This window comes from Plantactinospora endophytica, from assembly GCF_016862915.1.
GTDB lineage: Bacteria > Actinomycetota > Actinomycetes > Mycobacteriales > Micromonosporaceae > Plantactinospora > Plantactinospora endophytica.
Window position 1 is genome coordinate 310,253 of sequence record NZ_BONW01000028.1, and the last position, 25,479, is coordinate 335,731.

At 70.7% G+C, this 25,479-nt stretch carries 22 protein-coding genes; 12 read left to right on the plus strand and 10 right to left on the minus strand.

The window, feature by feature from the left end:
• Positions 1 to 39 precede the first annotated feature (39 nt).
• From Pen02_RS27295 to Pen02_RS27320, 6 genes are all read right to left on the minus strand, one after another.
• Positions 40 to 822: a MaoC/PaaZ C-terminal domain-containing protein gene (locus tag Pen02_RS27295; RefSeq protein WP_203868966.1), complete on the minus strand. Its 783-nt coding sequence runs from the start codon at positions 820 to 822 to the stop codon at positions 40 to 42.
• Entirely contained in the window at positions 822 to 2,000 is a 1,179-nt protein-coding gene (locus Pen02_RS27300; protein WP_203868967.1) for a thiolase family protein, read from the minus strand. Before Pen02_RS27300 ends, Pen02_RS27295 begins: the two co-directional genes overlap by 1 nt.
• Before the next feature lie 45 nt (positions 2,001 to 2,045).
• Entirely contained in the window at positions 2,046 to 2,873 is an 828-nt protein-coding gene (locus Pen02_RS27305; protein WP_203868968.1) for an SDR family NAD(P)-dependent oxidoreductase, read from the minus strand.
• Between the two features lie 147 nt (positions 2,874 to 3,020).
• Positions 3,021 to 4,658 carry a long-chain-fatty-acid--CoA ligase gene (locus Pen02_RS27310; RefSeq protein WP_203868969.1) on the minus strand — a complete coding sequence of 546 codons (1,638 nt, stop codon included), beginning with the start codon at positions 4,656 to 4,658 and terminating at the stop codon, positions 3,021 to 3,023.
• A 3-nt stretch (positions 4,659 to 4,661) separates the two neighbouring features.
• A complete protein-coding gene (locus Pen02_RS27315) occupies positions 4,662 to 5,072 on the minus strand; it encodes an acyl-CoA thioesterase (RefSeq protein ID WP_203868970.1) in 411 nt (136 codons plus the stop codon).
• Positions 5,073 to 5,188: 116 nt separating this feature from the next.
• A complete protein-coding gene (locus Pen02_RS27320; RefSeq protein WP_203868971.1) occupies positions 5,189 to 6,103 on the minus strand; it encodes a PaaX family transcriptional regulator in 915 nt (304 codons plus the stop codon).
• A gap of 293 nt (positions 6,104 to 6,396) precedes the next feature.
• Between Pen02_RS27320 and Pen02_RS27325 the strand changes: the two genes are divergently transcribed.
• From Pen02_RS27325 to Pen02_RS27345, 5 genes are all read left to right on the plus strand, one after another.
• A complete protein-coding gene (locus tag Pen02_RS27325) occupies positions 6,397 to 7,587 on the plus strand; it encodes an ABC transporter substrate-binding protein (protein ID WP_203868972.1) in 1,191 nt (396 codons plus the stop codon).
• A gap of 86 nt (positions 7,588 to 7,673) precedes the next feature.
• The gene (locus tag Pen02_RS27330) at positions 7,674 to 8,450 is read left to right on the plus strand and encodes an ABC transporter ATP-binding protein (RefSeq protein ID WP_239141356.1); all 777 of its coding nucleotides are present in this window, start codon (positions 7,674 to 7,676) and stop codon (positions 8,448 to 8,450) included.
• The gene (locus Pen02_RS27335) at positions 8,447 to 9,103 is read left to right on the plus strand and encodes an ABC transporter ATP-binding protein (RefSeq protein ID WP_203868973.1); all 657 of its coding nucleotides are present in this window, start codon (positions 8,447 to 8,449) and stop codon (positions 9,101 to 9,103) included. The genes Pen02_RS27330 and Pen02_RS27335 overlap by 4 nt, the downstream gene beginning before the upstream one ends.
• Positions 9,100 to 9,960, plus strand: a complete 861-nt coding sequence (locus Pen02_RS27340; protein ID WP_203868974.1) for a branched-chain amino acid ABC transporter permease — start codon at positions 9,100 to 9,102, stop codon at positions 9,958 to 9,960. The genes Pen02_RS27335 and Pen02_RS27340 overlap by 4 nt, the downstream gene beginning before the upstream one ends.
• Positions 9,960 to 10,955: a branched-chain amino acid ABC transporter permease gene (locus tag Pen02_RS27345; protein WP_203868975.1), complete on the plus strand. Its 996-nt coding sequence runs from the start codon at positions 9,960 to 9,962 to the stop codon at positions 10,953 to 10,955. The genes Pen02_RS27340 and Pen02_RS27345 overlap by 1 nt, the downstream gene beginning before the upstream one ends.
• A gap of 46 nt (positions 10,956 to 11,001) precedes the next feature.
• On the opposite strand, the gene Pen02_RS27350 is transcribed toward Pen02_RS27345, so the two are convergent.
• Positions 11,002 to 12,651: a glycoside hydrolase family 27 protein gene (locus Pen02_RS27350; RefSeq protein ID WP_203868976.1), complete on the minus strand. Its 1,650-nt coding sequence runs from the start codon at positions 12,649 to 12,651 to the stop codon at positions 11,002 to 11,004.
• A gap of 715 nt (positions 12,652 to 13,366) precedes the next feature.
• Between Pen02_RS27350 and Pen02_RS27355 the strand changes: the two genes are divergently transcribed.
• A complete protein-coding gene (locus tag Pen02_RS27355) occupies positions 13,367 to 14,908 on the plus strand; it encodes an alpha/beta hydrolase-fold protein (RefSeq protein ID WP_203868977.1) in 1,542 nt (513 codons plus the stop codon).
• 194 nt (positions 14,909 to 15,102) lie between these two features.
• On the opposite strand, the gene Pen02_RS27360 is transcribed toward Pen02_RS27355, so the two are convergent.
• Entirely contained in the window at positions 15,103 to 15,879 is a 777-nt protein-coding gene (locus Pen02_RS27360; RefSeq protein WP_203868978.1) for an IclR family transcriptional regulator, read from the minus strand.
• Between the two features lie 140 nt (positions 15,880 to 16,019).
• On the opposite strand from Pen02_RS27360, the gene Pen02_RS27365 reads away from it, so the two are divergent.
• The 6 genes from Pen02_RS27365 to Pen02_RS27390 all read left to right on the plus strand — a co-directional run bounded on the left by Pen02_RS27365 (position 16,020) and on the right by Pen02_RS27390 (position 23,038).
• On the plus strand, positions 16,020 to 17,267 hold the full coding sequence (locus tag Pen02_RS27365) for an ABC transporter substrate-binding protein (RefSeq protein ID WP_203868979.1): 1,248 nt from the start codon (positions 16,020 to 16,022) through the stop codon (positions 17,265 to 17,267).
• Positions 17,268 to 17,333: 66 nt separating this feature from the next.
• Positions 17,334 to 18,272 carry a carbohydrate ABC transporter permease gene (locus tag Pen02_RS27370; RefSeq protein ID WP_203868980.1) on the plus strand — a complete coding sequence of 313 codons (939 nt, stop codon included), beginning with the start codon at positions 17,334 to 17,336 and terminating at the stop codon, positions 18,270 to 18,272.
• Positions 18,272 to 19,102: a carbohydrate ABC transporter permease gene (locus Pen02_RS27375; protein WP_203868981.1), complete on the plus strand. Its 831-nt coding sequence runs from the start codon at positions 18,272 to 18,274 to the stop codon at positions 19,100 to 19,102. Before Pen02_RS27370 ends, Pen02_RS27375 begins: the two co-directional genes overlap by 1 nt.
• An 8-nt stretch (positions 19,103 to 19,110) precedes the next feature.
• Positions 19,111 to 20,292 (plus strand): mandelate racemase/muconate lactonizing enzyme family protein, encoded by a 1,182-nt coding sequence (locus tag Pen02_RS27380; protein ID WP_203868982.1) that lies wholly within the window; start codon positions 19,111 to 19,113, stop codon positions 20,290 to 20,292.
• Entirely contained in the window at positions 20,289 to 21,485 is a 1,197-nt protein-coding gene (locus tag Pen02_RS27385) for a fumarylacetoacetate hydrolase family protein (protein ID WP_203868983.1), read from the plus strand. The genes Pen02_RS27380 and Pen02_RS27385 overlap by 4 nt, the downstream gene beginning before the upstream one ends.
• Positions 21,482 to 23,038 (plus strand): aldehyde dehydrogenase (NADP(+)), encoded by a 1,557-nt coding sequence (locus tag Pen02_RS27390; RefSeq protein WP_203868984.1) that lies wholly within the window; start codon positions 21,482 to 21,484, stop codon positions 23,036 to 23,038. The genes Pen02_RS27385 and Pen02_RS27390 overlap by 4 nt, the downstream gene beginning before the upstream one ends.
• A gap of 84 nt (positions 23,039 to 23,122) precedes the next feature.
• Here Pen02_RS27390 and Pen02_RS27395 read toward each other — a convergent pair whose 3' ends face one another.
• Both Pen02_RS27395 and Pen02_RS27400 read right to left on the minus strand, forming a co-directional pair.
• Entirely contained in the window at positions 23,123 to 24,088 is a 966-nt protein-coding gene (locus Pen02_RS27395; RefSeq protein ID WP_203868985.1) for a glycoside hydrolase family 68 protein, read from the minus strand.
• A gap of 67 nt (positions 24,089 to 24,155) precedes the next feature.
• Positions 24,156 to 25,178: a LacI family DNA-binding transcriptional regulator gene (locus Pen02_RS27400; protein WP_203868986.1), complete on the minus strand. Its 1,023-nt coding sequence runs from the start codon at positions 25,176 to 25,178 to the stop codon at positions 24,156 to 24,158.
• Positions 25,179 to 25,479: the final 301 nt, after the last annotated feature.

Here is a 25,479-nt window from a genome sequence, read left to right on the forward strand (position 1 = left end):
GTGGAGTTGGCGGAAACGTCCGCTGTCACATGACGGAGTTCAGGCGATGACGACCAGGCCGGCGCCGAGCACCACCGCGCCGGCCTCGTCCACGCTCTCGAACCGGTATCCGGGACCGTCCACCCAGACCCGCGTGGTGAGGGCGTCCCCCGGCGCGACCGGCCGGGTGAAGCGGCAGCTCAGCCGTACCGGCTCCGCCCGGTCGGCGAGCACGGTGTGTCCGGCGACGGCGAGACTGGCCAGACCGTGCACGATGACGCCGGGCAGCCCGGCATTGCGGGCGAACTCGTCGTCGAGGTGGATCGGGTTGCGGTCGCCGGAGGCGTCGGCGTAGCGACGTGGCAGGTCGAGCGGCAGGGGTACGGTCGCGGTGCGCAGCGGCGGGCCGCCGGGCGCGTCGGTCGGCAGGGCGGGGGAGGGGGTACCCAGCCGCAGGTCGGTCGGCACGCCCCGGTAGAACTCGGTGACGTACTGCTCGTTGCGCAGCGCTCCGTCTGCGTCGTACGTCCGCACCCCGATCGTGGCGACCGTGCCGCTGCGCTTGCCGTGCAGCCCGAGCACGGCGGCCCGGACGGTGATCGTCTCGCCGACCGGCAGACTGCGGTGGAAGAAGATGTCCTGCTGGCCGTGCACGACCCGGGCGCGCAGCTCGGCCGGCGCGGCGGTGCCGGCGACGGCGAAGACCAGGTCCATCGCGGGGACGACGGCGTAGACCGGGGAAGGCCCGCCGACGGCGTCGGCGTACGCCGCGATACTGGCCGGGGTGACGTCGAACGGGCGCGGCTCGCTCCAGCGGCCGACGACGGATGCGTCGAACGACATCAGTCGGTCACCTCCACGAGTACGGCGCCAGCGGTGTCGCCGGCCGCACAACCGGTGAACAGGCCACGTCCACCGCCCCGCGCGTGCAGCGCGGCGACGAGCTCGGCGAGCGCACGCAGGCCGGTCGGCCCCTGCGGGTGCCCGTAGACCAGGCTGCACCCGTACGGGTTCATCCGGTCCAGCGCGAAGCCGGTCTGTCTGGCGAAGTAGAGATCGTTGACGGCGAACGGGTTGTGGGTGGTCACCACGTCGACGTCGGTGATGTCGAGGCCGGCTGCGGTGAGCGCGGCGCGGGCGGCCGGCAGTGGGGCTCGGGGCATCCGGGCCCGGTCGGTGCGGGCGAACCCGACCGCGAGCAGTCGGGCGACGCCGCTGCCACCGTTGAGTTCGCGGGCCCGGTCGACCGTGCTGAGCACCGCTCCGGCGGTGCCGTCCCCGGGATGGGTCTGCGACCCGTACGTCACCACGCCGTCCGGTCGGACGGGGGAGAGCGCGGCGAGCCCGTCCGCCGTCGTGTCGTGTACGCCGTGGTCGTCGTCGACCACCACGTTGCCGCGCCGGCCCGGCACATGCACCTCCACCAGGTGCCCGGAGCGCCGGGCGGCGGATGCCTGGTACTGCTCGTGGCGCAGCAGCGTGACGGCGTCGATCTCGGCGCGGGAGTAGCCCTCCTCGGCGGCGACGTGTTCGGCGGTGTCGAGCATGGACTGGCCGGTGTTCGGGTCGTTGCGCATCGGGTCGAGTACCCAGTGCTCGGTCCGCGGCGCCGCCCCGGGGCTGCGCTGGGCCGACCAGACCAGCAGCGGGCCGTTGCTGGTGCGATCGGCGGCCAGCGCGAGCACCGTACGGTGGGCGCCGAGCTCGACCTGGACGGCGGCGGCCTGCACCACCGCCACCGAGGTGGCGCACGCCTGGGCGATGGTCGGACCGGTGACGGTGTCGAGCCCGAGCCGTGGGGCGATGGTGGTGACGCCGTAGAAGGAGGTCGGCTGCGGCACGGTGGTGCCGAAGGCGACCTGGCTGATCTCGGCGGCCGGCAGCCCGGTCCTGGCCAGCGCCCGGGCGGTCACGTCGACCGCGAGGTCCACGCTGGACATCTCGGCGAGCGGCCCCTGCCAGCGGCAGAACGGCGAGGACCAGACCAGGTCGACCGGCATGGCCACGTCGGAGAAGCGCATCACCGCCCCCCGGCGGAGTCGACGGGCTGCCCGGTGGGTCGCATCTCAGCTCATCCCCTCGGCCTGCCCACCGGCGACGGTGAGCACCTGTCCGTGGACGAAGTTCGACCACGGCGAACAGAGCAGGAAGATGCCGCCGGCCGCCTCGGCCGGGGTGGCGGGCCGGCCCAGCGGGATGCTCGCCGCCGCCCGTTCCCGGACGGCGCCAGGGATGCCCAGCCGGATGCGGTGCTCGCCGTGCTCGAAGGTGCCGGCCTCGGTGGCGTCGGCGGTCAGCCGGGTCTGCACGAATCCGAACGCCACCGCGTTGACGTTGATCCGCAACGGGCCCCACTCCTTGGCGAGGGTCCGGGTGAGGCCGGTCAGGGCTGCCTTGGCGGCGGCGTAGTTGGCCTGGCCGACGTTGCCCATCGTGCCGGCGATCGAGGTCACGTTGACCACCTTGCGGAAGATCTCGCGGCCCTCGGCGGCGTCGCGCTTGGCGGCCTCGCGCAGTACCGGCGCGGCGGCGCGCAGCAGCCGGAACGGCGCCGTGAGGTGGATGTCGAGCATGGCGGTGAGCTGCTCGTCGGTCATCTTGTGGAAAATGCCGTCCCAGGTGTAGCCGGCGTTGTTGACCACGATGTCGAGCCGCCCGTACTCGTCGACCGCGCGGGCGACGACCTCAGCCGGCGCGCTCGGCACGGTCAGGTCGGCGGCGACCGCGACGCCGCGACCGCCGAGCGCCCCGACGGTGCCGGCGAGGGCGTCGCCGTCCAGGTCGGCGCAGACCACCCGGGCGCCGTGCTCGGCGAGCAGTTCGGCGGTCGCCCGACCGATCCCGCGCGCCGCTCCGGTGACCACCGCGACCCGGCCCGCCAACAGTTCGCTCATGCCGGCACTCCGCTTCGCTGCGTGCCGTCATGAGGCACATTGGCCCTGAGCTGGCTGATTCGCTCGCTCCGCTCGCTCATGCCGGCACTCCGCTTCGCTCCGTGCCGTCATGAGGCACCGTCGCACTGGGCTGGCTGATTCGCTCGCTCATGCTTGTCCTTCGGTCGTCGGAACGAACTCCGCCGCCAGGACGTCCTGCCAGGTTCGGCGGGCCGTCAACTTGTCGAACTTGCCGGTCGCCGTCGTCGGCAGCGCGTCGACGAACCGGATGATGTCGGGCAGCCACCAGCTCGCCACCCGGGGGCGCAGGTACGCGACGAGCGCGTCGGCGGAAACCTCGGCGCACGCGACGACGAGCGCGGCGGGTCGTTCGCCCCAGGTCGGATGCGGTACGGCGATGACCATGGCCTGGGCCACCGCCGGGTGGTCCATCAGGTGGTTCTCCAGCTCGATCGAGCTGATCCATTCGCCGCCCGACTTGACCAGGTCCTTGGCCCGGTCGAGCAGGTGCAGGTAGCCGTCGCCGTCGACGTTGCCGATGTCGCCGGTGCGCAGCCAGCCGTCCCGGAACCGGGCGGTGTTGGCGTCGTCGTCCGGCTGGTGGTAGGACTCGGTGACCCACGGCCCACGTACCTCGATCTCACCGGCGGACCGCCCGTCGTGCGGCAGCACCACGCCGTTCGGGTCGACCACCCGCAGCTCCACCCCGGCGGTCGGCACCCCCTGGGTGGCGTGCAGCGCCTGCCGGGACTGTTCCGGCCGGTCCTCCAGATGCCGGCGCACCATGGTCAGGTTGCCGGACGGTGACATCTCGGTCATGCCCCAGCCCTGCCGCATCGCGACGCCGCGCCGCCGGTAGCGATCGATCAGCTCCAGCGGGACCGCCGAACCTCCACAGAGGATCCGGTCCAGGCTGGCCAGCTCGTCCGCGCCCGGCGCGAGCTGGTCGACGGCGAGCCAGAAGGTGGGCACTCCGGCGGCGACCGTGACCCGCTCGTCCCGGACGAGGCGTACCACGGTGGCCGGGCTGGTGTCGGCGCCGGCGAGGACCAGGCCGGCCCCGGCCAGCGCCGCCGAGTACGGCATGCCCCAGGACAGCGCGTGGAAGAGCGGGGTGAGCGGGAGTACGACGTCGCGCTCCCGGATGGCGAACGAGTCGACGAACAGGCCGCTCATCGCGTGCAGGGTCAGGGACCGGTGCGAGTACACCACGCCCTTCGGGCGTCCGGTGGTGCCACCGGTGTAGCAGAGGCAGGCCGGGCTCCACTCGTCCACCTCTGCCGGTTCGTCCTCCGGCGCGCTGGCCAGGAGTTGCTCGTAGTCGATCGCGTCGGCGAAGTCCGGGTGCGGCGCGCCGCCGTCGGGCAGCACGACGTAGTGCCGGACGCCGGGCAGCCGATCCCGGATCGGCGCGAGTTGTGCGGTCAGGGAGGCCGCCACGAAGATCGTCTGGTCCTGGGCGTGCGCGGCGATCGCCGCCACCTGGTCCAGATGCAGCCGGGTGTTCAGCGGTTGCAGCACCGCTCCGGCCAGCGGCACGCCGTAGCACAGTTCCAGGTGGGGCAGCCCGTTACAGGCGTACGTACCGACCCGGTCACCCGGGCGGACACCGAGCGCCGTCAGTGCGTTCGCCAGCCGGTGCGCCCGGCTGGCCAGCTCGGGCCAGCCGCACTCCGTCCGACCTGCGGCGGTGTAGCCGACGAGCCGGGCGTGCGGGCCCATCGCGGCGGCCCGGCGCAGCACCATCCCGACCGACAGCGGCATCGAGCCCATCGTGCTCCGCACGCCTCAGCTCTCCGCCGCCCCGGAGCCGGTCAGCAGCGCGCGTAGCCGGTCGGGCCACGGACTGCTGCGGCCCGTGCCGGAATCGATCCAGACCACGGTCAGCGTCCCCCGGGCCAGCGTCGTACCGTCCCGGGCCACGGTGAAGGCGTAACGCAGCGAGGCGCGCCCGACGTGCTCCACCGCCAGGGTGGTCTCGGCGACCTCGCCGAAGTGCAGCGCGCCCAGGTAGTCGACGGTGAGGTTCACCCGGGGCATCCAGCGGGCGTCCGCCGCCGTCACGCCGAGCTGGTCCTGCAACTCCTTCTCGGCGCTCTCCACGAACCGCAGGACCACGCCGTAGTGCCACCGGTCCGCCGGGTCGGTGTCCGACCATTCGAGACGACGGCGCACGACGAGTGATGCTGGTTCGGCCATTCCGGTCTCCCCGTTGGGTCCCTGTGGCTGGTGTCGCCCGACGCAAAACCTCCGGCCCGCATCTGGCGGACCTGGACCGAGTCTGACTACCTACGTGCCTAGCGTCAAGGCTAGTGTCATACGTTGCCCGTCCGACTGGTGTGCGTGCGTACCAGTGCGGCGAGGTCGGGGTCGAATCCGGAGACCACCTGGACCACGCGCTGTTCGGCCAGACCGGTCAGCCCGTCGTAGAGCTCGACGAAGAGTGCCCTGGCCGCCGCTCGGGGCCAGTGCGCCGGCAGCAGCTCGGTCGGCAACTCCGGGTCGAGGCTCGGCATGGTGCGCCATTCGTCCATCAGCGCGGTCCGCACCACGAGCGCCTCGGCGGTGCCGATCCGACCGCCGTGCCACCGTCGCCGGACCGGCTCGTACGCGGCGAGGATCCGCTCGTACTCGGCCCGGAGGGCGGCCAGGTCCCAGGCCTTGATCGGGTGGCCGCCGGTCGGCCCGCCGTCGGCCAACTCGGCGGTGAAGACGGTGGCCCGGTCGATGTCGAGTTCGGACAGGATGCTGGCCACCTCGACCACCCGTTCGTGCGGCGAGACCCAGAGCCCGTCGTAGAGCGGGGCGAAGCCGTGCCAGCCCAGTCGGGTACGCAGGACGTGCCGCCGGGACCGGTCGTCCTCGGGTACCGAGAACGCGGCCACGGTCCACCGGCCGGTCCACGGTGTCCGTTCGGCCCCGAACGACAGGATGTGACCGCGACCCTCGGCGAGCACCTGCGCGGCCCGCTCGCTGAGCGCGTACGAGGTGCGCCGGCCGGACTTGGACTGCTCCAGCAGCCCACGCCGGGCCAGCCGGCTCAGCGCGGCACGGGCGCTGACCTCGGTGATGTCGAACTCGCCGAGCAGTGCGACCAGGGCGCCCGACAGGAGTGGGGCGCGCTGGCCGTACCAGTAGTCGCCGAGCAACGTCAGCAGCAGGTGTTGCGGGCTGCCGCCGGCCTGCACACGCGGCAGGTCGGCCGGGGGCGACGTGGGCTGGATCGACATGCCGCAGACTCTACAGATTTCGTGTCGCCCGCCAGCCGGCCAGTAGGCTCCGGTCGGAGCCGCGCGTCCGGTCGACCGGGGCGCCCCCACTGCGGCAACGCCTCCGCCGTCCGTGTTGCGCGCCGAGGGCTCGCGGACGCCCTTCCGGCGCTGTGGATCAACGGGTGAGCCGACCGGCGAACTCGGGAGCGGTGCCGTCTCGACACCCGAACGTTAGGCATCAATATTGACCGACGTGCAATAAGTGTCTAGCGTCTGCGTGGCAGAGCTTTCCCTCGCGGTGGGAGGCAACCATGCGACGTACCGCCGTATCCGCCGTCGCGCTCGTCGTGGCGGTCGCCACGGCCGGCTGTGCCGAGCAAGCGTCCACCGGGGACGGCGCCGGCCCGATCCGGGTCGGCCAGATCGTCTCCCTGACCGGCAACTACGCACCGCTCGGCACGGAGAACGAGAAGTCCGTGGCGCTCGCGGTCGAGCAGGTCAACGCGGCCGGCGGAGTGCTCGGCCGCCCGGTGGAGCTGATCGTCCGCGACGACAAGAGCCAACCCGACCAGTCGGTGCTGGCCTTCAACGACCTCAAGAGCCGCGACGTGGCCGCCGTGATCGGCTCGCCCTTCTCCAACTCCGCCCTGGCCACCATCCCGCTGGTCGACCGGGAGAAGATCCCGTACATCTCGCTCACCCCGGCCGACGAGCAGGTCGACCCGGTGCATCCGTACGTCTTCGTCGTGCCGGCCACCTCGGCGACGTACGCGGACCGGATCCTGCAGTACCTCAAGGCGCAGAACGTCACCAGGATCGCCGTCGCGTACGACGGCCGCAGTTCGTACGCGAAGGCCGGCTTCGAGGGCACCCGGGCGAAAGCCCCCGGCCACGGCATCACCCTCACCGCCAGCCCGGAGTTCCAGACCACCACCACCGAGTTCTCGGCGATCTTCAACCAGGTGCGCTCCTCGGGGGCGCAGGCGCTCGTCGTCTGGGCCACCGGCGCTCCCGGCGTGGCGTTGGCCAAGCAGTACGCCACCGCCGGGCTCGACCTGCCGGTGGTCTTCACCGGGGCGCAGGCCAGCAAGCTCTGGCTGGACCCGGTCGGCCCGGCCGCCGAGGGCGCGGTGGTGGCCAGCTCGATCGGCGTCGTCGGCGACACCCTTCCCGACGGTGCGCAGAAGAAGGCGATCGACGAGTTGGCCGGTGCGTTCCGGGCCAAGCACGGCTACCCACCACCCCAGTTCGCCCAGGACGGCTACAGCGGGGTACGGCTGCTCGTGGCCGCGATCGAGAAGGCCGGCGGCACCGACCCGGAGAAGATCCGGGACGCGCTGGAAGGGCTGACGGCGATTACCCCGAACGGCACCTACACCTACAGCGCCACCGACCACGCCGGCCTCAAGGCCGACTACATCTCCGTCAACGTGGTGCGGGGTGGCGCGTTCGTTCCCACCGACTGGGCGCGGGAGCAACTCGCTGCGGTGGCGGGCAGGTGACCGAGCCGCTGAACCCTTTCCCACCTGAACCGCGCGGCGCTCACCCACCGCGTCCGACCTCGCGATCCGACGAACCCCAAGGGGAGGTGGGAATAGGTCCACTGTTGCGGGTCGCCGGTGTCTCGCACACCTTCGGTGGGGTGTACGCGCTGCGCGACGTCGACGTCGACGTCGCGCCGGGTGAACTGCGGGCCGTCATCGGGCCGAACGGCGCCGGCAAGTCCACCCTGTTCAACCTGGTCGGCGGCCAGTTGGCGGTGCGTACCGGAACGGTCGTGCTGGCCGGCGCCCGCGTCGACCGGCTCCCGGCGCACCGCCGGGCCCGGCTCGGGATCGGCGTCGTCTTCCAGGGCGCCCGGATCTTCGGCGGCATGACGGCGCTGGAGAACGCGATGGTCGGCGCGCACGCCGTAACCGGAGGAGGATTCACCGCCGCCGTGTTCCGGCTGCCGACCCACCGCCGGGAGGAACGCGAGATCCGCCGGACCGCGCGGGAGGCGCTCGCCCGGGTCGGCCTCGCCGACTGGGCCGACCGGCCGGCGGAGTCGCTGCCGCTGGGGCAACAGCGCGCACTCCAGGTGGCCCGCGCACTCTGCGGCCGGCCCCGTCTGCTCCTGCTCGACGAGCCCGCGGCCGGCCTGCGCGCCGCCGAACGGGACGCACTGGCCCGACTCTTCGAGGAGCTGAAGGCGGGCGGCCTGACGATGGTGGTCATCGAGCACGATGTCGCCTTCGTGACCCGGCTGGCCGACCGGGTCACCGTGCTCGACCTCGGTCGCGTGATCGCCGAGGGCACTCCCGCCGCGATCCGGGCCGACCCGGCGGTCGTCGCCGCGTACCTCGGGTCGGAGGTTTCCGCGTGATCGACGTCGTCGACCTCACCGTCCGGTACGGCGTTGCGGTGGCGTTGCACGCGGTCAACCTCACGGTGGCGGACGGCGAGATGGTGGCGTTGATCGGCCCGAACGGCGCGGGGAAGTCCACACTTGTCGACACGCTCTCCGGGATCCGGCGGCCGGCCGGCGGAACGGTGCGGATCACCGGCCGGCTGGCCCACGTGCCGGAGGGACGCCAGGTCTTTCCCGACCTGACCGTCGACGACAACCTCCGGCTCGGCGGCTGGCGCATCCGCAACCGCGACACCGGCCCGATCTACCAGATCCTTCCCGGCCTGGCTCCGCTGCGTCGCCGCCGCGCCGGTCAGCTCTCCGGCGGGGAACAGCAGATGGTGGCCGTCGGCCGGGCGTTGATGGCCCGGCCGGACGTGCTCGCGGTCGACGAACTGTCCCTCGGCCTCGCCCCGCTCGTCGTCGCCGACCTGGTCCGGCACCTGCGGGAGCTGAACGCCGAACACGGTCTCGCCGTACTCCTCATCGAGCAGAACGCCCGCCTCGCCCTCGACCTGTGCAGCCGTGGATACGTGCTGGAGGCCGGCCAGATCGTCGCCAGCGGAAGCGCGGCGGAACTGGCCGCCAGCCCACGGGTCGCCGACGCCTACCTGGGAGCGTCCGGGTGAGCGACTTCCTCCAATACCTGATCACCGGTATCGGCGGCGGATGCGCGTTCGCGCTCGTCGGCAGCGGTCTCGTCGTCGTCCACCGGGTCACCCGGGTGGTCAACTTCGCCCAGGGCTCGTTTGCCGTGATCGCCGCGATGACCGCGTCGACCCTGCTGGCCAGCGGGTTCCCGCACGGCCTGGCCGAGGCGTCCGCCGTGGCGGTCGGTGCCGGTGCCGGGCTGCTGGTCGGGCTGGTCGCGATCGGCCGGCCGGGTACGCCACCCGGCGCGTCGCTGATCATCACGCTCGGGATGGCCGTCTTCGCGTACGCGGTCGAGGTCCTGATCTGGGGCGACCAGCCTCGGTCGTTCGCCGGGGTACCGGGCGCGGTCGAGTTCGGAGGCGCCCGCTTCCAGGCGCACTACCTGCTCATCATCGGCGCGACGGCGGTCGTCTTCGCCGGCACGGGCCTGTTGTTCGCGCGTACCGACGTGGGCCGGGCGCTGTCGGCCTGCGCCTCCAACCCGTACGCCGCGAAGGTCGTCGGTATCGACGTCGTCCGGATGGGGCTGCTGGCCTTCGGCATCGGCGGTGCGCTCGGCGGGCTCGCCGGGGTGCTCGTCACGCCGATCCAGCTCGTCACCTTCGACTACGACGTGACCCTGATCGTCGGTGGCTTCGCCGCCGCCGTCTTCGGTGGGCTGACGCGACCGATGCACACCCTCGTCGGCGGACTGCTGCTCGGCGTGGCCCAGTCCCTCGTCGCCGGTTACGGCAACGCCGCGTACCAGATGGAGGTGGCGCTGATGCTGCTGCTCGTCGTGATGATGAGGCAGGCCGCGCGCACGCCGGCGGCCCAGCAGGAGCCGGTCTGATGTTGCGGCGCGTGCCGGCGGTGGCGGTGGCGGTGACCACGCTCGCCCTGCCGCCGCTGCTGTCCGGGAGCCACCTGACGGTCTACATCCTGCTCGGCCTCGCCGTGCTGGTCACCGTCGGGCTGTCGCTGCTGATGGGGTACGCCGGCCAGATCTCGCTCGGGCAGGCGTCCTTCTACGCGATCGGCGGCTACACGGCCGGCCTGCTCTGCGTGCACGGCCTGCCGACGGTGCTCGGGCTGCTCGCCGCGCCGCTGGTCTCCGCCGTGTTCGCCGTCGTGGTGGGGGTACCGCTGTTGCGGTTGCGCGGCCATCATCTCGCCTTCGCCACCCTCGCCATGCAACTGATCCTGCTGTCCCTGGTCGCCCGGGCGGACTGGGCGGGCGGCGCCATCGGCCTGCAGGGCATCCCACGGCTGTCGGTCGGCGGCTACGAGTTCGCCGACGACCTCTCCTACGCCTACCTGGTCTGGGCCGCCGTCGCGGTGACCCTGGTGGTGGCCCGCAACATCGTCGGATCCCGGCCCGGCCGTGGCCTGCGGGCGCTGGCCGGCAGCGAGACCGCCGCGGCGGCCAGCGGTGTGCCGGTGGGACGCTATCGGCTCACCGTCTTCGCGCTGTCCGCCGCCTTCGCCGGCCTGGCCGGCGGTATCTACGCGTTCTACCTCGGCTATCTCGCGCCGGGCTCGTTCCCGGTGCTGCTGTCGATCGAGTACGTGGTGATGGCCGTCGTCGGCGGGCTCGGCACCCTGTGGGGCGCCCTGGTCGGCGCGACCGCGATCATCCTGCTGGTCCAGGTGCTCAACACGCTCGGCACGCAGCCCGGGATGCCCGACTACGCGCCGAGCGTGTTGTCCTACGCCGTCTACGCGGTCCTGCTCGTGCTGGTCGTGATCTTCCTGCCGCACGGCATCGTGCCGGCGGTCCGCGACCGGCTGATCCGCCGGACATCGGTGGCACCCGAGGGCGCGGTGGTCGGACGACCGGTGCCGTGACCTCCGAACCCGTCGGGCACGGCCGATCCTGCCCGGCTGATCGACCTCATGCCCGGCTCCAGCGTTGGTTGGCGGCGGCGTGACAGGTCCAGACGAGCACGGTGGTGCCGTTCGTCGTACCGGCGTTGTTCACGTCGAGGCAGAGCGAGGGGAACCGGGCGTTGCTGATGGTGCCGTTCCCGTTGAAGGTCCACTGCTGGTGGGTGCCGCCGTTGCAGTCCCAGATCTGGACTCGCGTACCGGCGGTGGCGTTGGTGGGGATGTCCAGGCACTTGCCCAGCACCTGTAGCGACTGGCCGGACTGGCTGAATCGCTGGTTGGCGTCGGTGTGGCAGTCCCAGATCAACGTCCCGGTGCCGTTGGCGGTGCCGCTGTTGTCCACGTCCAGGCACCGGCCGCTGGACTCGCTGCGCAGTCGGAAGGCGGACGAGGGCGGGGGTGTGGTGGTGCCACCGCCGCTGACCCGGAAGACGGCGGTGCCGTGCGCCGGCACGCTGGCCGAGATCGTGCCGGTGGTGGTGGAGGTGCTGTCGGTCCAGGCGTCGCGGAGGGTGAACGAGCTGCCCGACTTGCCGACGGCGGCGGCACTGGTGGAGATGGTGGTGGTCGAACCGCCCTGGTTGAACAGGGCGACGGCGACGTCGCCGTTGGCGAGGCGTTTGGCGAGGACCCGGCGGGTGCCGTCGAAGGAGACCTGGCTGGCCTGGAGGCCGAGGGTGTCCTGGTTGATGGCGACGAGCTGCGGGTTCTTCAGGATGGTCTGGGTGGCGGTGGACATGTCGCGCAGGTCGTTGCCGGCGATGAGCGGAGCGGCCATGATCGCCCAGAGGGCGAAGTGGCTGCGCATCTCCGTGTCGGTCATGCCGCCGTTGCCGACCTCCATCATGTCGGGGTCGTTGAACGAGCCCGGGCCGGCGTACCCGGCGAGTGGGACGTTGACGTCGACGATGTTCTGGATGCCCATCGGATAGCCGTTGGTCTGGCCGGTGTTCCAGGCGTTGGTGATGTCCTCGGTGCTGCGCCACATGTTGGCCACGTCGCCCCAGTTGCGCATCGGCCCGGTCTTCTCGTGGATGCTGTTGGGGTTGATGCTGTACACGATCGGTCGGCCCGTCGAGGCCAGCGCGTCGCGCATCAGGGCGAACCGGGCCACCTGGTCGTTGATCGTTCCGGTGGGCGAGCACCAGTCGTACTTGAGGAAGTCGACACCCCAGGCGGCGAACTGCCGGGCATCCTGGTACTCGTGCCCCTGGGCGCCGGTAGCGCCGGGGTACGCACCGAAGTACTGGGCGCAGGTCCGGTCCAGCGGTGCCTGGTAGATGCCGAAGAGCAGGCCGCGCGAGTGCAGGTAGTCGCCCAACGCCTTCATGCCGCTCGGGAACCGGGTCGAGTTGGCCTGGAGATTGCCCTGGGCGTCCCGGGTCGAGTTCATCCAGCAGTCGTCGACGACGACGTAGCGGTAGCCCAGGTCCCGCATGCCGGAGCTGACCATGGCATCGGCCATCTGGCGGATCAACGTCTCGTTGATGTTGCAGCCGAAGGTGTTCCAGCTGTTCCAACCCATCGGCGGGGTCCTGGCAACCCCGTTGTTCAGGGCCTGTGCCGGTCGTGGCGAGCCGACGGGCCCGACAAGGGCCAGTCCCACCGCCAGCAGAGCCGCGGTCGGCACTGCCAACCATCTTGTACGTGCGCGCATCGAGCCTCCAGCGTTCTGCGGGGACGGGCCTGGCGTGGCCGCAATCTATGGGCTAACATCGATGTTAGCGGTAACATACGCGCCGTGGGATGGAAGTGCAAGACGAGGTTCTCGGCGAATTGAATGACGCGTCGACTCCAGGGTCGACGGGATCGAGGATGCTCGGCGACCATGCGTCACCGGTCCTCATAACAAGAAGTCGCTGTGAGGTTCTTCTCCCCGAAAGTTGCGTCAGCGATCTCCAGAAGCTGTTATCTGTACTGCTCGTCGAAGGTCTCTGGCCGAAAGGGACTCGACGTTGGGCGGGCTTCGCGTACCTGTGCCCGCCCGTCCCTTGAGGGCCGCGAAACAATCTGGCAATGTCTCATGCGCCGATGTGAACGCTGCTTCCCTGTCTTCTGGTGGAGTCAGGATCTGTGCGGGCAGCGATGTTAGCGGTCACAGAACGTATCGAGTGCCGGCGGTGAGGGGCGGTGGGCGCGTACTCGGCTACTCGGCGCCACGCATCGATCTGTTGCTTATGGTGCAACGCTACTGATTACATGTGCAATAGAATCTTGACAGCGTTGCATATGCCCCTACGATCGTTGCAAGCAGGCCAACGATCTTGTGGGCTCGACTGGTGCCTATCACTTGCTCAGTGGAGGAACAGCAGATGCGTGCCGCACATCCCCACCACCCCTTGCCGACGTCGGGTAGACGTCCGAGCAGGTCATTGCCAGCTCTTCTGACCGTCGCCGCCGTGCTGTCGGCCAGCGTGCCCGGGACTCCGGCGGCGGCCGCGCCGGCCGGTCCCGCCGTACGCCCCGGCCCGGAGGTGGTCCGGACCGACCAGGCCCCGACGGGATACTCGGTGACGTTCAGGTACCGGGCGCCGGCGGAGGTCGGAGCCGTCCACATCTACGGCGACTGGTTCTACTCCCGCCCCGAGAACGTCACCTGCCAGGACTGCGGCGACGGTCGCCCACCCTCGGAGTGGCAGCCGGGTGACATCCCGGCCACCCCGTGGCGCATCCTGCCGCTGTCGAAGGGCGCCGACGGAGTCTGGGCGATCACCCTGCCGCTACCCTCCGGCACCTTCCGGTACGCCTTCACCCACGACTGCGCCAGCCCGCTGGCGACCGGCTGCACCCTGCACGACGACCCGGCGAACCCGTGGGAGATGCAGCCGCAGTACCCGGGTGCCCCCGGCGCGGTGCGCAGCCGGGTCTACGTGCCGAACAGCAGGAAGTTCCCCACCTACGACAACGCGTACCAGGCACCGGTCGGCGCGGCCAGGGCCGGCACGCTGGAGTCGCGGCGGTACGCCTCGCCGCTGTCGACCAACCCGGCCGGGGTGCACGACATCGTGGTCTACCTGCCGCGTGGCTACGATCCCGACCGGGCCACCCCGTACCCGACGCTCTACCTGAGCCACGGTTCGGGCGACAACTCGATCGCCTGGACGATGCAGGGGGTGGCGCAGCACATCCTGGAGAACGCGGTCCGGGACCGCGCGGCGCAGTCGATGGTCATCGTCTCCACCGACTTCAACGGCCTGCCCGGCGGCAACCAGGGCTACGCCGACGAGCTGCGGAACAACGTCATCCCGTTCGTGGAACGGAACTACCACGTCTCGCCCCGGCCGCAGGACCGCGCGTTCGGCGGATTCTCGGCAGGTGGAAGCCGGGCTTTCACCATCCTGTACGACAACACCGACCTTTTCGCCTACCACGCGGCGTGGAGCTGGGGAGGACCGGCGGCGACGCAGGCGCAGGTCGACCGGATGAAGGCGGTGCCCGGCGGGATCCACATCGGCACCGGACTACAGGACCGCCTCGGCAACATCGCGCAGAACTCGCTGCTGCGGGTCGCCGCCCTGCGGGCGGCCGGGGTCGAGGTCGCGGAGCACAACGTCGACGGCGTGCACACCTGGGACGTCTGGCGCCAGATGCTGGACGACTACCTGCGCCAGGTGGCGTTCCGCGCCACCACGACCGGGCTCTCGGTGCAGACCGTACCGGTGGGCAGCTCGTCCGGGGTCAGGCTCACCGCGACCGCGACGGTGGGAAGCGTGACCACCGGTGGTGCCCGGCCGGCCGGTGAGGTCGACTTCTACGTCGGTGACCTGCACCTCGGATCGGCGCCGGTCCGCAACGGTGTCGCCCGGCTGCACAAGACCGTCCGTGGCGGACCCGACGGTCCGGTGGTCGCCCGCTACGCAGGCGACGGGCTGTTCAACGGGTCGCGGAGCCTTCCGGTGGCGATGGTCGGTTGACCTGGTCCGCCCTGTCCGGAGCGGACAGGTCTGCGGAGCCCTCCCCGGAGCGGGAGGTACCGCCGCAGACCTGTCCGCCGCTTCCGACTGCTGCCGGCGGCGTCCACCCGGGCCTGGAGTGTGGTCAGCCCGCGCGGGCCTGGACCTGTCGCTGCGGGTCGGTGCGGCCACGCGGGGGACCGCGCGGGTCCGACTCAGCCGGCCGGCGGTTCCGCCGGGGTCCCGGGGGTGTGTCCGAGTTCCTTCGAGATCAGGGTCGCGGTCTCGAGCAGCAGCGGGAGGTTGTCCTTCAGTTGCTCCAGCGTCGCGATGATCTCGATCGCGGTGAGCGAGAGCGCGGCGATGACCCGCCCGCGCGAGTCCCTGATCGGCGCCGCGACACACATGACGTACGCGTCGTGTTCGCCGTTGTCGGTGGCCCAGCCGCGCTCGGCGACGTCGACGAGTTCGGCTTCGAGACGGTCGCGGTCGGCGAACGTGGTGCCGGTGTACTGCTCGAAGACGACGTGCGACAGGATGCGGTCGCGTTCCTCGCGGGGGAGGTACGCCAGGATCACCTTGCCGACGGCGCTGGCGTAGATCGAGACCGCTCGCCCGACCCGGGATGGCAACTGCACGGCGTCGAACGCCGGACTGTCCACCTTGTCGATGTAGATGATCTCGTTTCCGGTCAGTTGTGCCAGGTGGACGGTGTGGCCGGTCTGCCGTTGGAGTCGGCGGAGGTGCGTGGTCGCGAACTGACGCACGTCCATCGACTCGAGCGCGAGTTCCGAGAGTTCGATGAGACCGCTGCCGAACACGTACGTCCCGGCGCCGGTCTTGCGGACGAATCGCGCGGCCTCGAGCGTCTGGAGGATTCGCAGGGCGGTCGACTTGTGGACTCCGAGTACCTCCGAGGCTTCTGTGAGTGTCAGCGGGTGCTCCGCCGACCGACGGATGAGGTCGATCGCGCGCTGGATCGACTGCGCCATGCCACACCTCCGGGATTGCAGTATGTGCAATGTAGCCTACGGCTTGCGCAATCGCCACTTGACAGCGTTGCATATGTCCCTACGATCGTTGCAGCTAGCGCCCAGAGGGCCCTGGGCTGCGACGTGTACAAGGAGTGATGATGAAGAAACACCGCGTGCGCCGCAGCATCGTGGCGACGAGCAGCATTATTGGAGTGGCCGCCCTTCTCCTGGGCGGCTGTACCGCCGACGGCGGCGCGGACGGTGGCGTCGCAAAGATCACCTTCGCCGCTTCGACCTTCGGTGACCCGGGGCGCGGGCCGCTGCTGACCCAGTGGCTCGAGGAGTTCAACAAGAGCCAGAGCGAGGTGCAGGTAACTGCTGCGGCGGTGCCGTACCCGACCTTCGGCCAGACCGTCCTCACCCAGATGGGCAGCGGGCAGGGTCCCGACCTGATCCGCTTCGACATGCCCGAGTTCGAGGCCGCCTCGGACGCCGGTCTCGTGGCGCCGCTCGACGACCTGGTCGACGTCGGCAAGTACACCCTGCTCAAGCAGCCGGACCAGTTCCTCGTGCACGACGGCGTACGCCACGGGATCATCTTCGAGGCGTCCAACTACGCGATGTTCTACAACGCGGACCTGATTCCGAAGCCGCCGACGACCTACGAGGAGTTCACCGCCACCGCGAAGTCGCTGACCAAGGGCGACGTCTTCGGCCTGGCATTCCGGCAGACCGAGGCCGAAGAGGCCGGCGTGTGGCAGGACATCTTCAACTACGTCTACGGCTTCGGCGGCAAGTGGTCGGACGGCAAGAACCTGACCATCAACTCGCCCGACAACCTCAAGGGGCTACAGGCGTACAAGGACCTGTACGACGCGAAGGTGATCCCGAGGGGTGCGGACGCGGCGACCTTCCGGCGGATGTTCGCCGAGGGCAAGGTCGGGATGGAACTCAACAACGGCGGCTACGTCACGGCGACCCGTGGCCAGAACCCCAACCTGAAGTTCAGCGTCGCCCCGATCCCGTTCCCGGTCCGCAGCCAGGGTGCCATCCTCGCGCCGATCGTCGTCAACGAGGCGAGCGAGGAGAAGGAGGCGGCGGCCACCTTCATCCGTTGGGCTCTCGAACCGGCGAACCAGGTCAAGTTGCAGGAGATCCTCGGCGCGAGCAGTGTCGCGACCGTCACCGAGCGCAGCGCCGCGTCGCTCACGAAGACCCCTTTCCTGCCGGTCTTCGACGGACTGACCGAGTCGAGCCTTCCCCAGATCGTGCTGGGCTTCGAGGCCAAGACGCCGGACATCCGCAAGGTCGTCGTGCAGAACGTGATCGCCGCCCTCCAAGGCCAGGTCGATCTCAAGACCGCACTGGATCGCGCCCAGCAGCAGGCGACCGAGCTGGTCAAGTGACCAGCGACGCCGCCGGCGCGGAGGTTTCCGCGCCGGCGGCGTCCTATGTGAAAAGGACCGAACCCGATGACCCTGCTGGAGCAGACGAAAGTGCCCCGATCCGCGACCCGGCGGCGCCGTAGCCCGCTGGGAAGCAGATGGACGCCCTATCTCTTCCTGGCACCCGCCGCCCTCTTCGTCCTCGTCTTCCAGGCGATACCGCTCGCCCAGGAGATCTTCCTGAGCTTCACACGGACGACGCTGCTGAACCCCACGCGTGGCCGTTGGGTGGGGCTCGACAACTTCGTCCGCATCTTCGGCGACGAGGACTTCCACCGGACGCTCGTCACCACCTTCGTCTACGTGATCGTCTGCGTCGTGGGCGCGGTCGGCTCCGGCCTCGCCGTCGCCCTCCTCCTCAACCGGGGCTTCCGGGGCCGGGGGATCGCCCGCGCCCTGATCACCGTGCCCTGGGCCGCGCCCGGCATCGCGGTCGCGCTCATCGCGACCTGGATGCTCAACGCGCAGTACGGGATCGTGAACCGGTTTCTGAACGCGGTCGGGCTCGGCGTCCCGGGCGGCGCGATTCTCGACAGCCCGAAGTACGCCCTTCCGGCGGTGCTCGCGACGACCATCTGGCAGTTGTTCCCGTTCACCTCGGTGGTACTGCTCTCCGCGCTGCAGTCCGTCCCGCACGACCTGACCGAGGCCGCGACGATGGACGGGGCGGGGAGGTGGGCCACCTTCCGGGTCGTCACCTGGCAGGTCATCAAGCCGGTCGTCGGGCTGCTCGCCCTGCTGATGACCATCTGGTCGCTGCGGCGCTTCGAGCTGATCTGGCTGATGACGAAGGGCGGCCCGGTCGGCAGGACCGAGACGCTCGTCATCGACCTCTACGCGCAGGCCTTCGAATCGAAGGAACTCGGCTCGGCGGCCGCGATCGGCATGGTCGGCGTCGTCATCTCGCTCATCGTCATCACGGGCAGCCGGCTCGTCGCCCGCGCGGTCGCGAAGGAGAACCCCTGATGAGGCGGCTCCGCATCGGTCTCACTCTGCGTATCGTCGCGGTCCTCGTGGTGCTGGGTGTCGCGGCCTTCCCGCTGTACTGGATGCTCGTCACGGCGCTGTCCAGCAACGCGGACCTCTTCGCCGAGCGGCCCCGACTGCTGCCGGACTTCTCCCAGCTCGGGGTCTTCGTCGAGGGGCTGGGAGACGGCAAGGTGGCGGGCTGGCTGCTCAACAGCCTGCTGATCGCCGCCGGTACCACGGTGCTGTCGATCGGGCTCGGCATTCCGCTCGGGTACGCGCTGTCGCGGTTCTCGTTCCGGGGCAAGGCGCTGCTCACCCTCGTGCTGCTGTTCACCCAGATGCTTCCCGAGGCGCTCATGGTGGTGCCGCTCTTCTCGCTGTTCCGCCGCTTCAACCTGCTCGACTCGCTCGGCGGCCTCATCCTGGCCAACGTCGCCTTCGTGCTGCCGATCGTCGCGCTCATCCTCAAGGGCGCCATCGACGGGATCCCGCGCGAACTGGAGGAGGCGGCGCGGGTCGACGGGGCACGACCGTTGGCGGTGCTGACCCGGGTCAACGTGCCGTTGATCGCCCCGTCGATCGCGGCCACCGCGGTCATCTCGTTCTTCCACGCCTGGAACGAGTACGTCTTCGCGGTGACGTTCATCTTCACCCCGGAGAAGCAGCCGGCGTCCGTGGGCATCGCCAACTTCATCGGTGAGCTGGGGACACCGATCCAGACGGTGATGGCGGTCGCCTTCATGTTCACCCTGCCCGCCGTCGCCTTCTACCTGTTCGCGCAGAAGTACGTGGTGGCCGGCATGACCGCCGGCGCCGTGAAGGGCTGATCCATACGATGAAGATCACCTCGGTCGACGCGCTCGTCGTCGACTTCTACCGCACCAACCTCGTACTCGTCCGGGTCACCACCGACGAGGGCATAACCGGGCTCGGCGAGGCGACGCTGGAAGGCAAGGAACGCGCCGTCCAGGGAGCGGTCGCCGAACTCGCCGAAGCCGTCACCGGGCTCGACCCGACCCGAATCTCGGGCACCCTCTACGAGCTGGCCCGGGACTGGTACTGGCGGGGCGGCCCGGTCATCATGACCGCGCTGAGCGCGCTGGAGATGGCGCTCTGGGACATCTCGGCCCGGGAACTCGGTGTCCCGGTCTCCCGCCTGCTCGGCGGCGCCACCCGGGACCGGGTACGCGCCTACGCGAACGGCTGGTTCTCCGGCGCCGTCACGCCCGAGGACTACGGAGCCGCCGCACGCAGCACGGTCGAGAGCGGCTTCCGGGGCCTGAAGTGGGACCCGTTCGAGAACTACGACCTGACGATCACCTCCCGGCAGCTCGACCGCGCGCTCGCCCAGATCGACGCCGTTCGCTCCGCCGTCGGGCGGGACGTCGAGTTGTTCATCGAGGGCCACGGCCGGTTCGACGTACGGCACGCTGTCAAGATCGCCAAAGAGATCGCGCAGTTCGACCCGGTGTGGTTCGAGGAGCCGTGCCCGCCGGACAACCTCGACGCCCTGGTCGACATCCGTCGCGCCTCGCCGGTGCCGATCGCCGCCGGCGAGCGGTGGTTCGGCCGGCAGGGCTTCGCACCGGCGCTCGCCCGGCAGGCGGTCGACTTCGTCCAGCCCGACGTGACGCACGCCGGGGGGATCGCGGAACTGGCCTTCATCTCGACGCTGGCCGCGACCAGCTACGTCGGCTTCGCGCCGCACAATCCCAGCGGCCCGTTGAGCACCGCGGCGACGCTGCAACTCGGCGCGACCCTGCCCAACTTCCGGTACCTGGAGATCATGGCCACGGACGTGCCCTGGCGTCCCGAGATCACCAACGAACGGCTCGTGCTGACACCGGAGGGTGACGTCCTGGTTCCGACGGGTCCCGGGCTCGGCATCGAGCTCGACCTCGAGGCGATCGCCCGGCACCCCTTCACGCCACACCCCATGCGCCTGTTCCAGGACGCCGTCTACGACATCCGCCCCGGGAACGAGCGCTCCTTCTTCAACCTGGGAGACGCGCTGTGACGCTGCCACCGTCCGGGCCCGACTGGTTCGGGACCGCTGCCGACGCGCTGCCGGACGATGCCGAGGAGAGCGTACTTATCGGCCGGATCTGGGATCCGCTCCTCGGTGGCCCCTCGCCGGTGGTGGTACGCGGCGGCGAGGTCTTCGACGTGAGTACGGACTTCCCGACCGTGCGGGACATCTGCGAGTTGCCCGAGCCCGCCGCCGTGGTGGCCGGGCTGGCCGGCCGATGGGTGGGCACCCTGGCGGAGGTGCTGGCCAACACCGGTGTCGCGAGTCGGGATCCCGGCCGACCGTGGCTGCTCGCTCCGGTGGACCTACAGGCGGTGAAGGCGGCCGGGGTGACGTTCGCGGTCTCGATGATCGAGCGGGTGATCGAGGAGCGGGCCCGGGGTGACCTGGGGCTCGCGGCGGACATCCGGCAGCGCACGCTCGCCGGTGTCGGGGGTGACCTGCAGGATCTGTCGCCGGGCTCGGCGGAGGCGGCGCGGCTGAAGAGCCTGTTGGTCGCCGAGGGAATCTGGAGTCAGTACCTGGAGGTGGGGATCGGGCCGGATGCGGAGATCTTCACCAAGGGGCAGGTTCTCTCCGCCGTCGGGACCGCTGTCGCGGTCGGGGTGCTGGCGGCGTCGACGTGGAACAACCCGGAGCCCGAGGTGGCGTTGGTGGTGCAGTCGAGCGGGCGGGCGGTGGGTGCCACGCTCGGCAACGACGTGAACCTGCGGGATGTCGAGGGACGGTCGGCGCTGTTGCTGCCGAAGGCCAAGGACAACAACGCGTCGTGCGCGCTGGGGCCGTTGGTCCGGCTCTTCGACGACCGGTTCGACCTGGACCGGGTACGTCGGCTGGAGGTGTTGTTGGAGATCGAGGGTGAGGACGGTTTCCGGCTGGAGTCGGTGTCGGACATGACGTTGATGTCGCGGGATCCGGAGTCGTTGGTGGCGCAGTTGGTCGGTCCGCACCATCAGTACCCGGACGGTGCGGTGTTGATGCTCGGCACGATGTTCGCGCCGATCCAGGACCGGGACCGTCCGACGGAGGGGTTCACCCACAAGGTCGGCGACGTTGTCAGGATCAGTTCGCCGCCGTTGGGCACCCTGGTCAACCGGGTGCAGCACGCGGAGGAGTGCGAACCCTGGGACTTCGGCGTCCGGGACCTGATGGGCAACCTGGCCAGGAGGGGACTGCTGTGAACGTCGTCAGCACCGTCGACCCGAGGGACGGTCGGCGCCGCGAGACCGACCTCAGGGAGACCAGCCGACAGGAGCTGGCGGCGCACATCAGCCGCGCCTCCGAAGCGGCGGAGTGGCTCGCCGGGATCGGACGGGTCGGTCGCGCCGCCTTGCTCGACGAGATCGCCGCCTCGATCGAGTCCCGCCGCGCGGACCTCGTCGCCACCGCCGAGGGCGAGACCGGCCTGGGCCACGCGCGACTCGACTTCGAACTCACCCGGGCGGTCGTCCAGTTCCGGATGTTCGGCGACGTGCTGCGGGACGGCGGGTACGTCGAAGCCGCGATCGACCATGCCGCCGAGACACCGCTCGGACCGGCTCCGGACGTACGGCGGATGCTCGTGCCGTTGGGGCCGGTCGCCGTGTTCGGGGCGAGCAACTTCCCGTTCGCCTTCTCGGTCGCCGGTGGCGACACCGCTTCGGCGCTCGCTGCCGGCTGTCCGGTCGTCGTGAAGGCGCACCCGTCCCATCCGTTGACGTCGCAGGCGTCCGGGGACGCGATCGCGGCGGCCGTCCGTCGACAGGGCGGCCCCGAGGGGGTGGTCGCGATCGTGCACGGCCAGGACGCGGGCCTGGCGCTGGTACGTCATCCGGCCGTCCGCGCCGCCGCGCTGACCGGCTCCCTCGCCGCGGCCCGGGCCATCCAGGCGGCCATCGACGAGCGCCCACAGCCCATCCCGTTCTACGGCGAACTCAGCAGTGTGAACCCGATCGTCGTCCTGCCGGCGGCGGCCACCGAGCGGGCCGGACAGATCGCCGACGGACTCTTCGCCTCCTTCACCGGATCGGGGGGTCAGCTCTGCACCAAGCCGGGCCTGGCGTTCGTCCCGTCCGGACCGGCCGGCGACGAGCTGCTCGGGTCGCTCCGGGACCAGGTCGCCTCGGCCGGCGGGGCAGTTCTGCTCAACGAGCGGATCCGGGACGCCTTCGTCGAGGGGGAAGCCAGGCTGGAGCGGGCGGGGGCGCAGGTGTCGGCGCGACCCGACATCGGATCGGCGACCGGCTTCACCGTGGCTCCGGTACTCCTGGAGATCGACATCTCCCGGTTCTCCGCCGAGATCGCCGACGAGTGCTTCGGCCCGTTGATGGTCGCGGTCCGCTACGACGAGGTCGCCGACCTCGACGCCGTCCTCGCGGCCGTTCCGCCGTCGCTCACCGGGTCGATCCACGCCGGCACGGACGACGACCGGGCAGCGGTTCGACGGGTGGCGGACCGGTTCGCCGCGACCACCGGTCGGATCGTCTTCGACGGTTATCCGACCGGGGTCCGGGTCTCCTGGGCCCAGCACCACGGCGGCCCCTGGCCGTCGACCAACTCCCTGCACACGTCGGTCGGCGCGACGTCGATCCGTCGGTTCCTGCGCCCGCTTGCCTGGCAGGGCGTCCCGGACTGGCTGCTGCCGGAGGAACTCGGGGACGGCTTCCGCGAGATCCCCAGACGGGTCGACGGAAGGCTCGAGCCGGGCGAGCCCGCCGCCGGGCACGATCCCGGTGGTGACGCTGCCCCGGGCTGACGGAACGAGGTGTCCCGCCGCGTGTTCCGGTGGACACCTCGTCGGCGAGTCCGGCGGCGCGTCACCGGTCGGAAGCGCCCCCGTTCATGGTCGTGCCGTCCGGCCGAGGACGACCGGTACACCGTCTTCGGGCGCGCGGGCGACCAGGCCGGTCGCCGGGTCGTAGCGCACCGGGATCGGATCGGTGAGTTCGCCGACGAACACGTCGTCGACCTGGTCGAGGAAACCGATGAGTGCCCAGCCGCCGTCGTCGTCCGGCACGAGGCGCGGCGCGTACAGGTGCGGATGCGGGAACGGGCGCGCGGCGGCGACGTTCCACCGTCCGTCGACGGACAGCCCCGGCACCGCCCAGACGCGGTGCGGGACGGCGCCGGTGTTGGTGCAGAAGAGCAGCAGCGGTTGCCCGTCCACCACCGCGACCTGTGGCACCTCGAGGTGGCCGAATCCGGCCGGAGCGGACAGCGGCGGTCGGACGGTCCAGTGGAGCAGGTCGGGTGAGGTGGCATGGCCGACGACACCGCGACCGGCCGCCGGCCCCGTGTTCGCGCGGGCGGTGATCAGCATGTGCCAGCCGTCGCCGTCCGGGTCCGGAAACACCCACGGGTCGCGCCAGGCCTGCTCGTACCAGGCGGTCGGGTCGAGCAGTTCGTACCAGGTCGGGTCGGCCTCGACCAGCGGGCCGTCGCCGTACCGGTGCCAGTTGACCAGGTCGACGGAGACCGCCACGCCGATGCGCTGGACCAGACCCTGTTCGGCCCGGCTGACCCCGGTGTAGAACAGGTACCACCGTCCGTCCGGGCCGCGTAGCGTGCAGCCGGTCCAGGTGGCCAGGTCGTCCCAGGCCGGTGCGTCGGCGGCGACGAGCGCGTCGGGCAGCGGACGCCAGGAGCGCAGGTCGGTGGAGACGGCATGGCCGATCACGGCGCGGTGGTGCCGCTGCCCCGGATCGCGCAGGGCGCGGGGGGCGCGCAGGAAGAACACGTGCCAGTCGCCGTCGTCGTCGCGGACGTACCAGCTGTCCCACACCCAGTGGTCGGGCAGTCGAAGCATGCTCGGAAGGTACTCGATAAATCGGTTTAGCGCGACGTGCTGGACCGACGGCGGCGGCTGGCGGCCGTCAGGCCGGCGGGGCGACGGAGCTTCGGCGCCGCAGCGACATCGGCACCAGGCGCCGCCCGGCGGTGTTGCCGTCGAGGAGCAGTTCCACGGCGCGGCGACCCATCGGCTCGTGTGGGATGGCGACGGTGGACAGCGCCGGGCGTAGCCAGGCGGCGATCGGATCGTCGTCGAACGAGATCACCGAGACGTCGCCGGGCACGCCGAGCCCGGCGTCCGCGAGCGCCTGGTAGACGCCGAACGCCAGCCGGTCGTTCATGCAGATGACGGCGGTCGGTCGCGGCGACCTGTGCAGCAGGGACCTCATCGCGGAGAACCCGTACTCCGGCAGCCAGTCGCGGCAGAACACCTCGTGGCCCAGGCTCGTGCCGGCCTCGGACAGGGCGCGCTGGATGCCGCGCATCCGTGCGTCTGCGGCGAGGGAGACCTCGGGATCGTGCTCCTTGAGGCGGTTGCGGCCGACGACCGCGATGCGGTCCCGATGGCCGTGGTCGAGCAAGGTCCTGGCGGCGGTGTGCCCGGCCTGCTCGTCGTCGGGCAGCACGCAGGGCAGGCCGTCCGGGCTGGTGGCGTTGAGCAGGACCACGGGATTGGCCAGGAGTGCCGGTGGCACGGTCAGCCGGCGGGTGGCCATGGCGGCGTAGATGACACCGTCGACCTGGCGGTCGATCATGGCGTCGATGGCGTGCTGCTCGAACGACGTGTCGCCCTGCGTCTCGGCGATGAGCAGTACGTGGTTGCGTTCCCGGGCGGCGTCCAGGGCGCCCCGGATCAGGCCACCGGCGAAGCGCGTGGTGGCGACGACGTCGGAGACGAACGCGATGGTGGCGGTCTTGCGGGTACGCAGGCTCCGGGCGGCGATGTTGGGCCGGTAGCCGAGTTCCTCGGCGGCGGCGAAGACCCGCTGGTGTGCCTCGGCGGAGAGTCGGGTGCCCTCCCGTCCGTTCAGCACCAGCGATACGGCGGTCTTCGACAGACCGGCCCGGCGCGCCACATCCGCCAGCGTGACCCTGTTGTTTCCCATCGATCCTCCGAATCAGGCAGCCGTCCCGCCCCATCATGCTGTGGCGCCCGCCCCGGCGGACAGCCGCGCCACCCCGGCCAACCTGGTCGGCTGCCGAGGCGGGACGGGCGCCGGGTCGGTGCCGGATGGTTCTTGACACCGGTGACCTTGGCGACCATGCTCTTGCTAAATCAGTTTAGCGGCTTGTTTTGTTGATATTGGCGACGCCGGGCCGGGACACCAGCGGTTCCGGCGCCGCAGAAGGATCGCGCACGGAGTCGTTCCGCCGTCCTGCGGAGTCGACACGGGAGCCGCCGCGCCG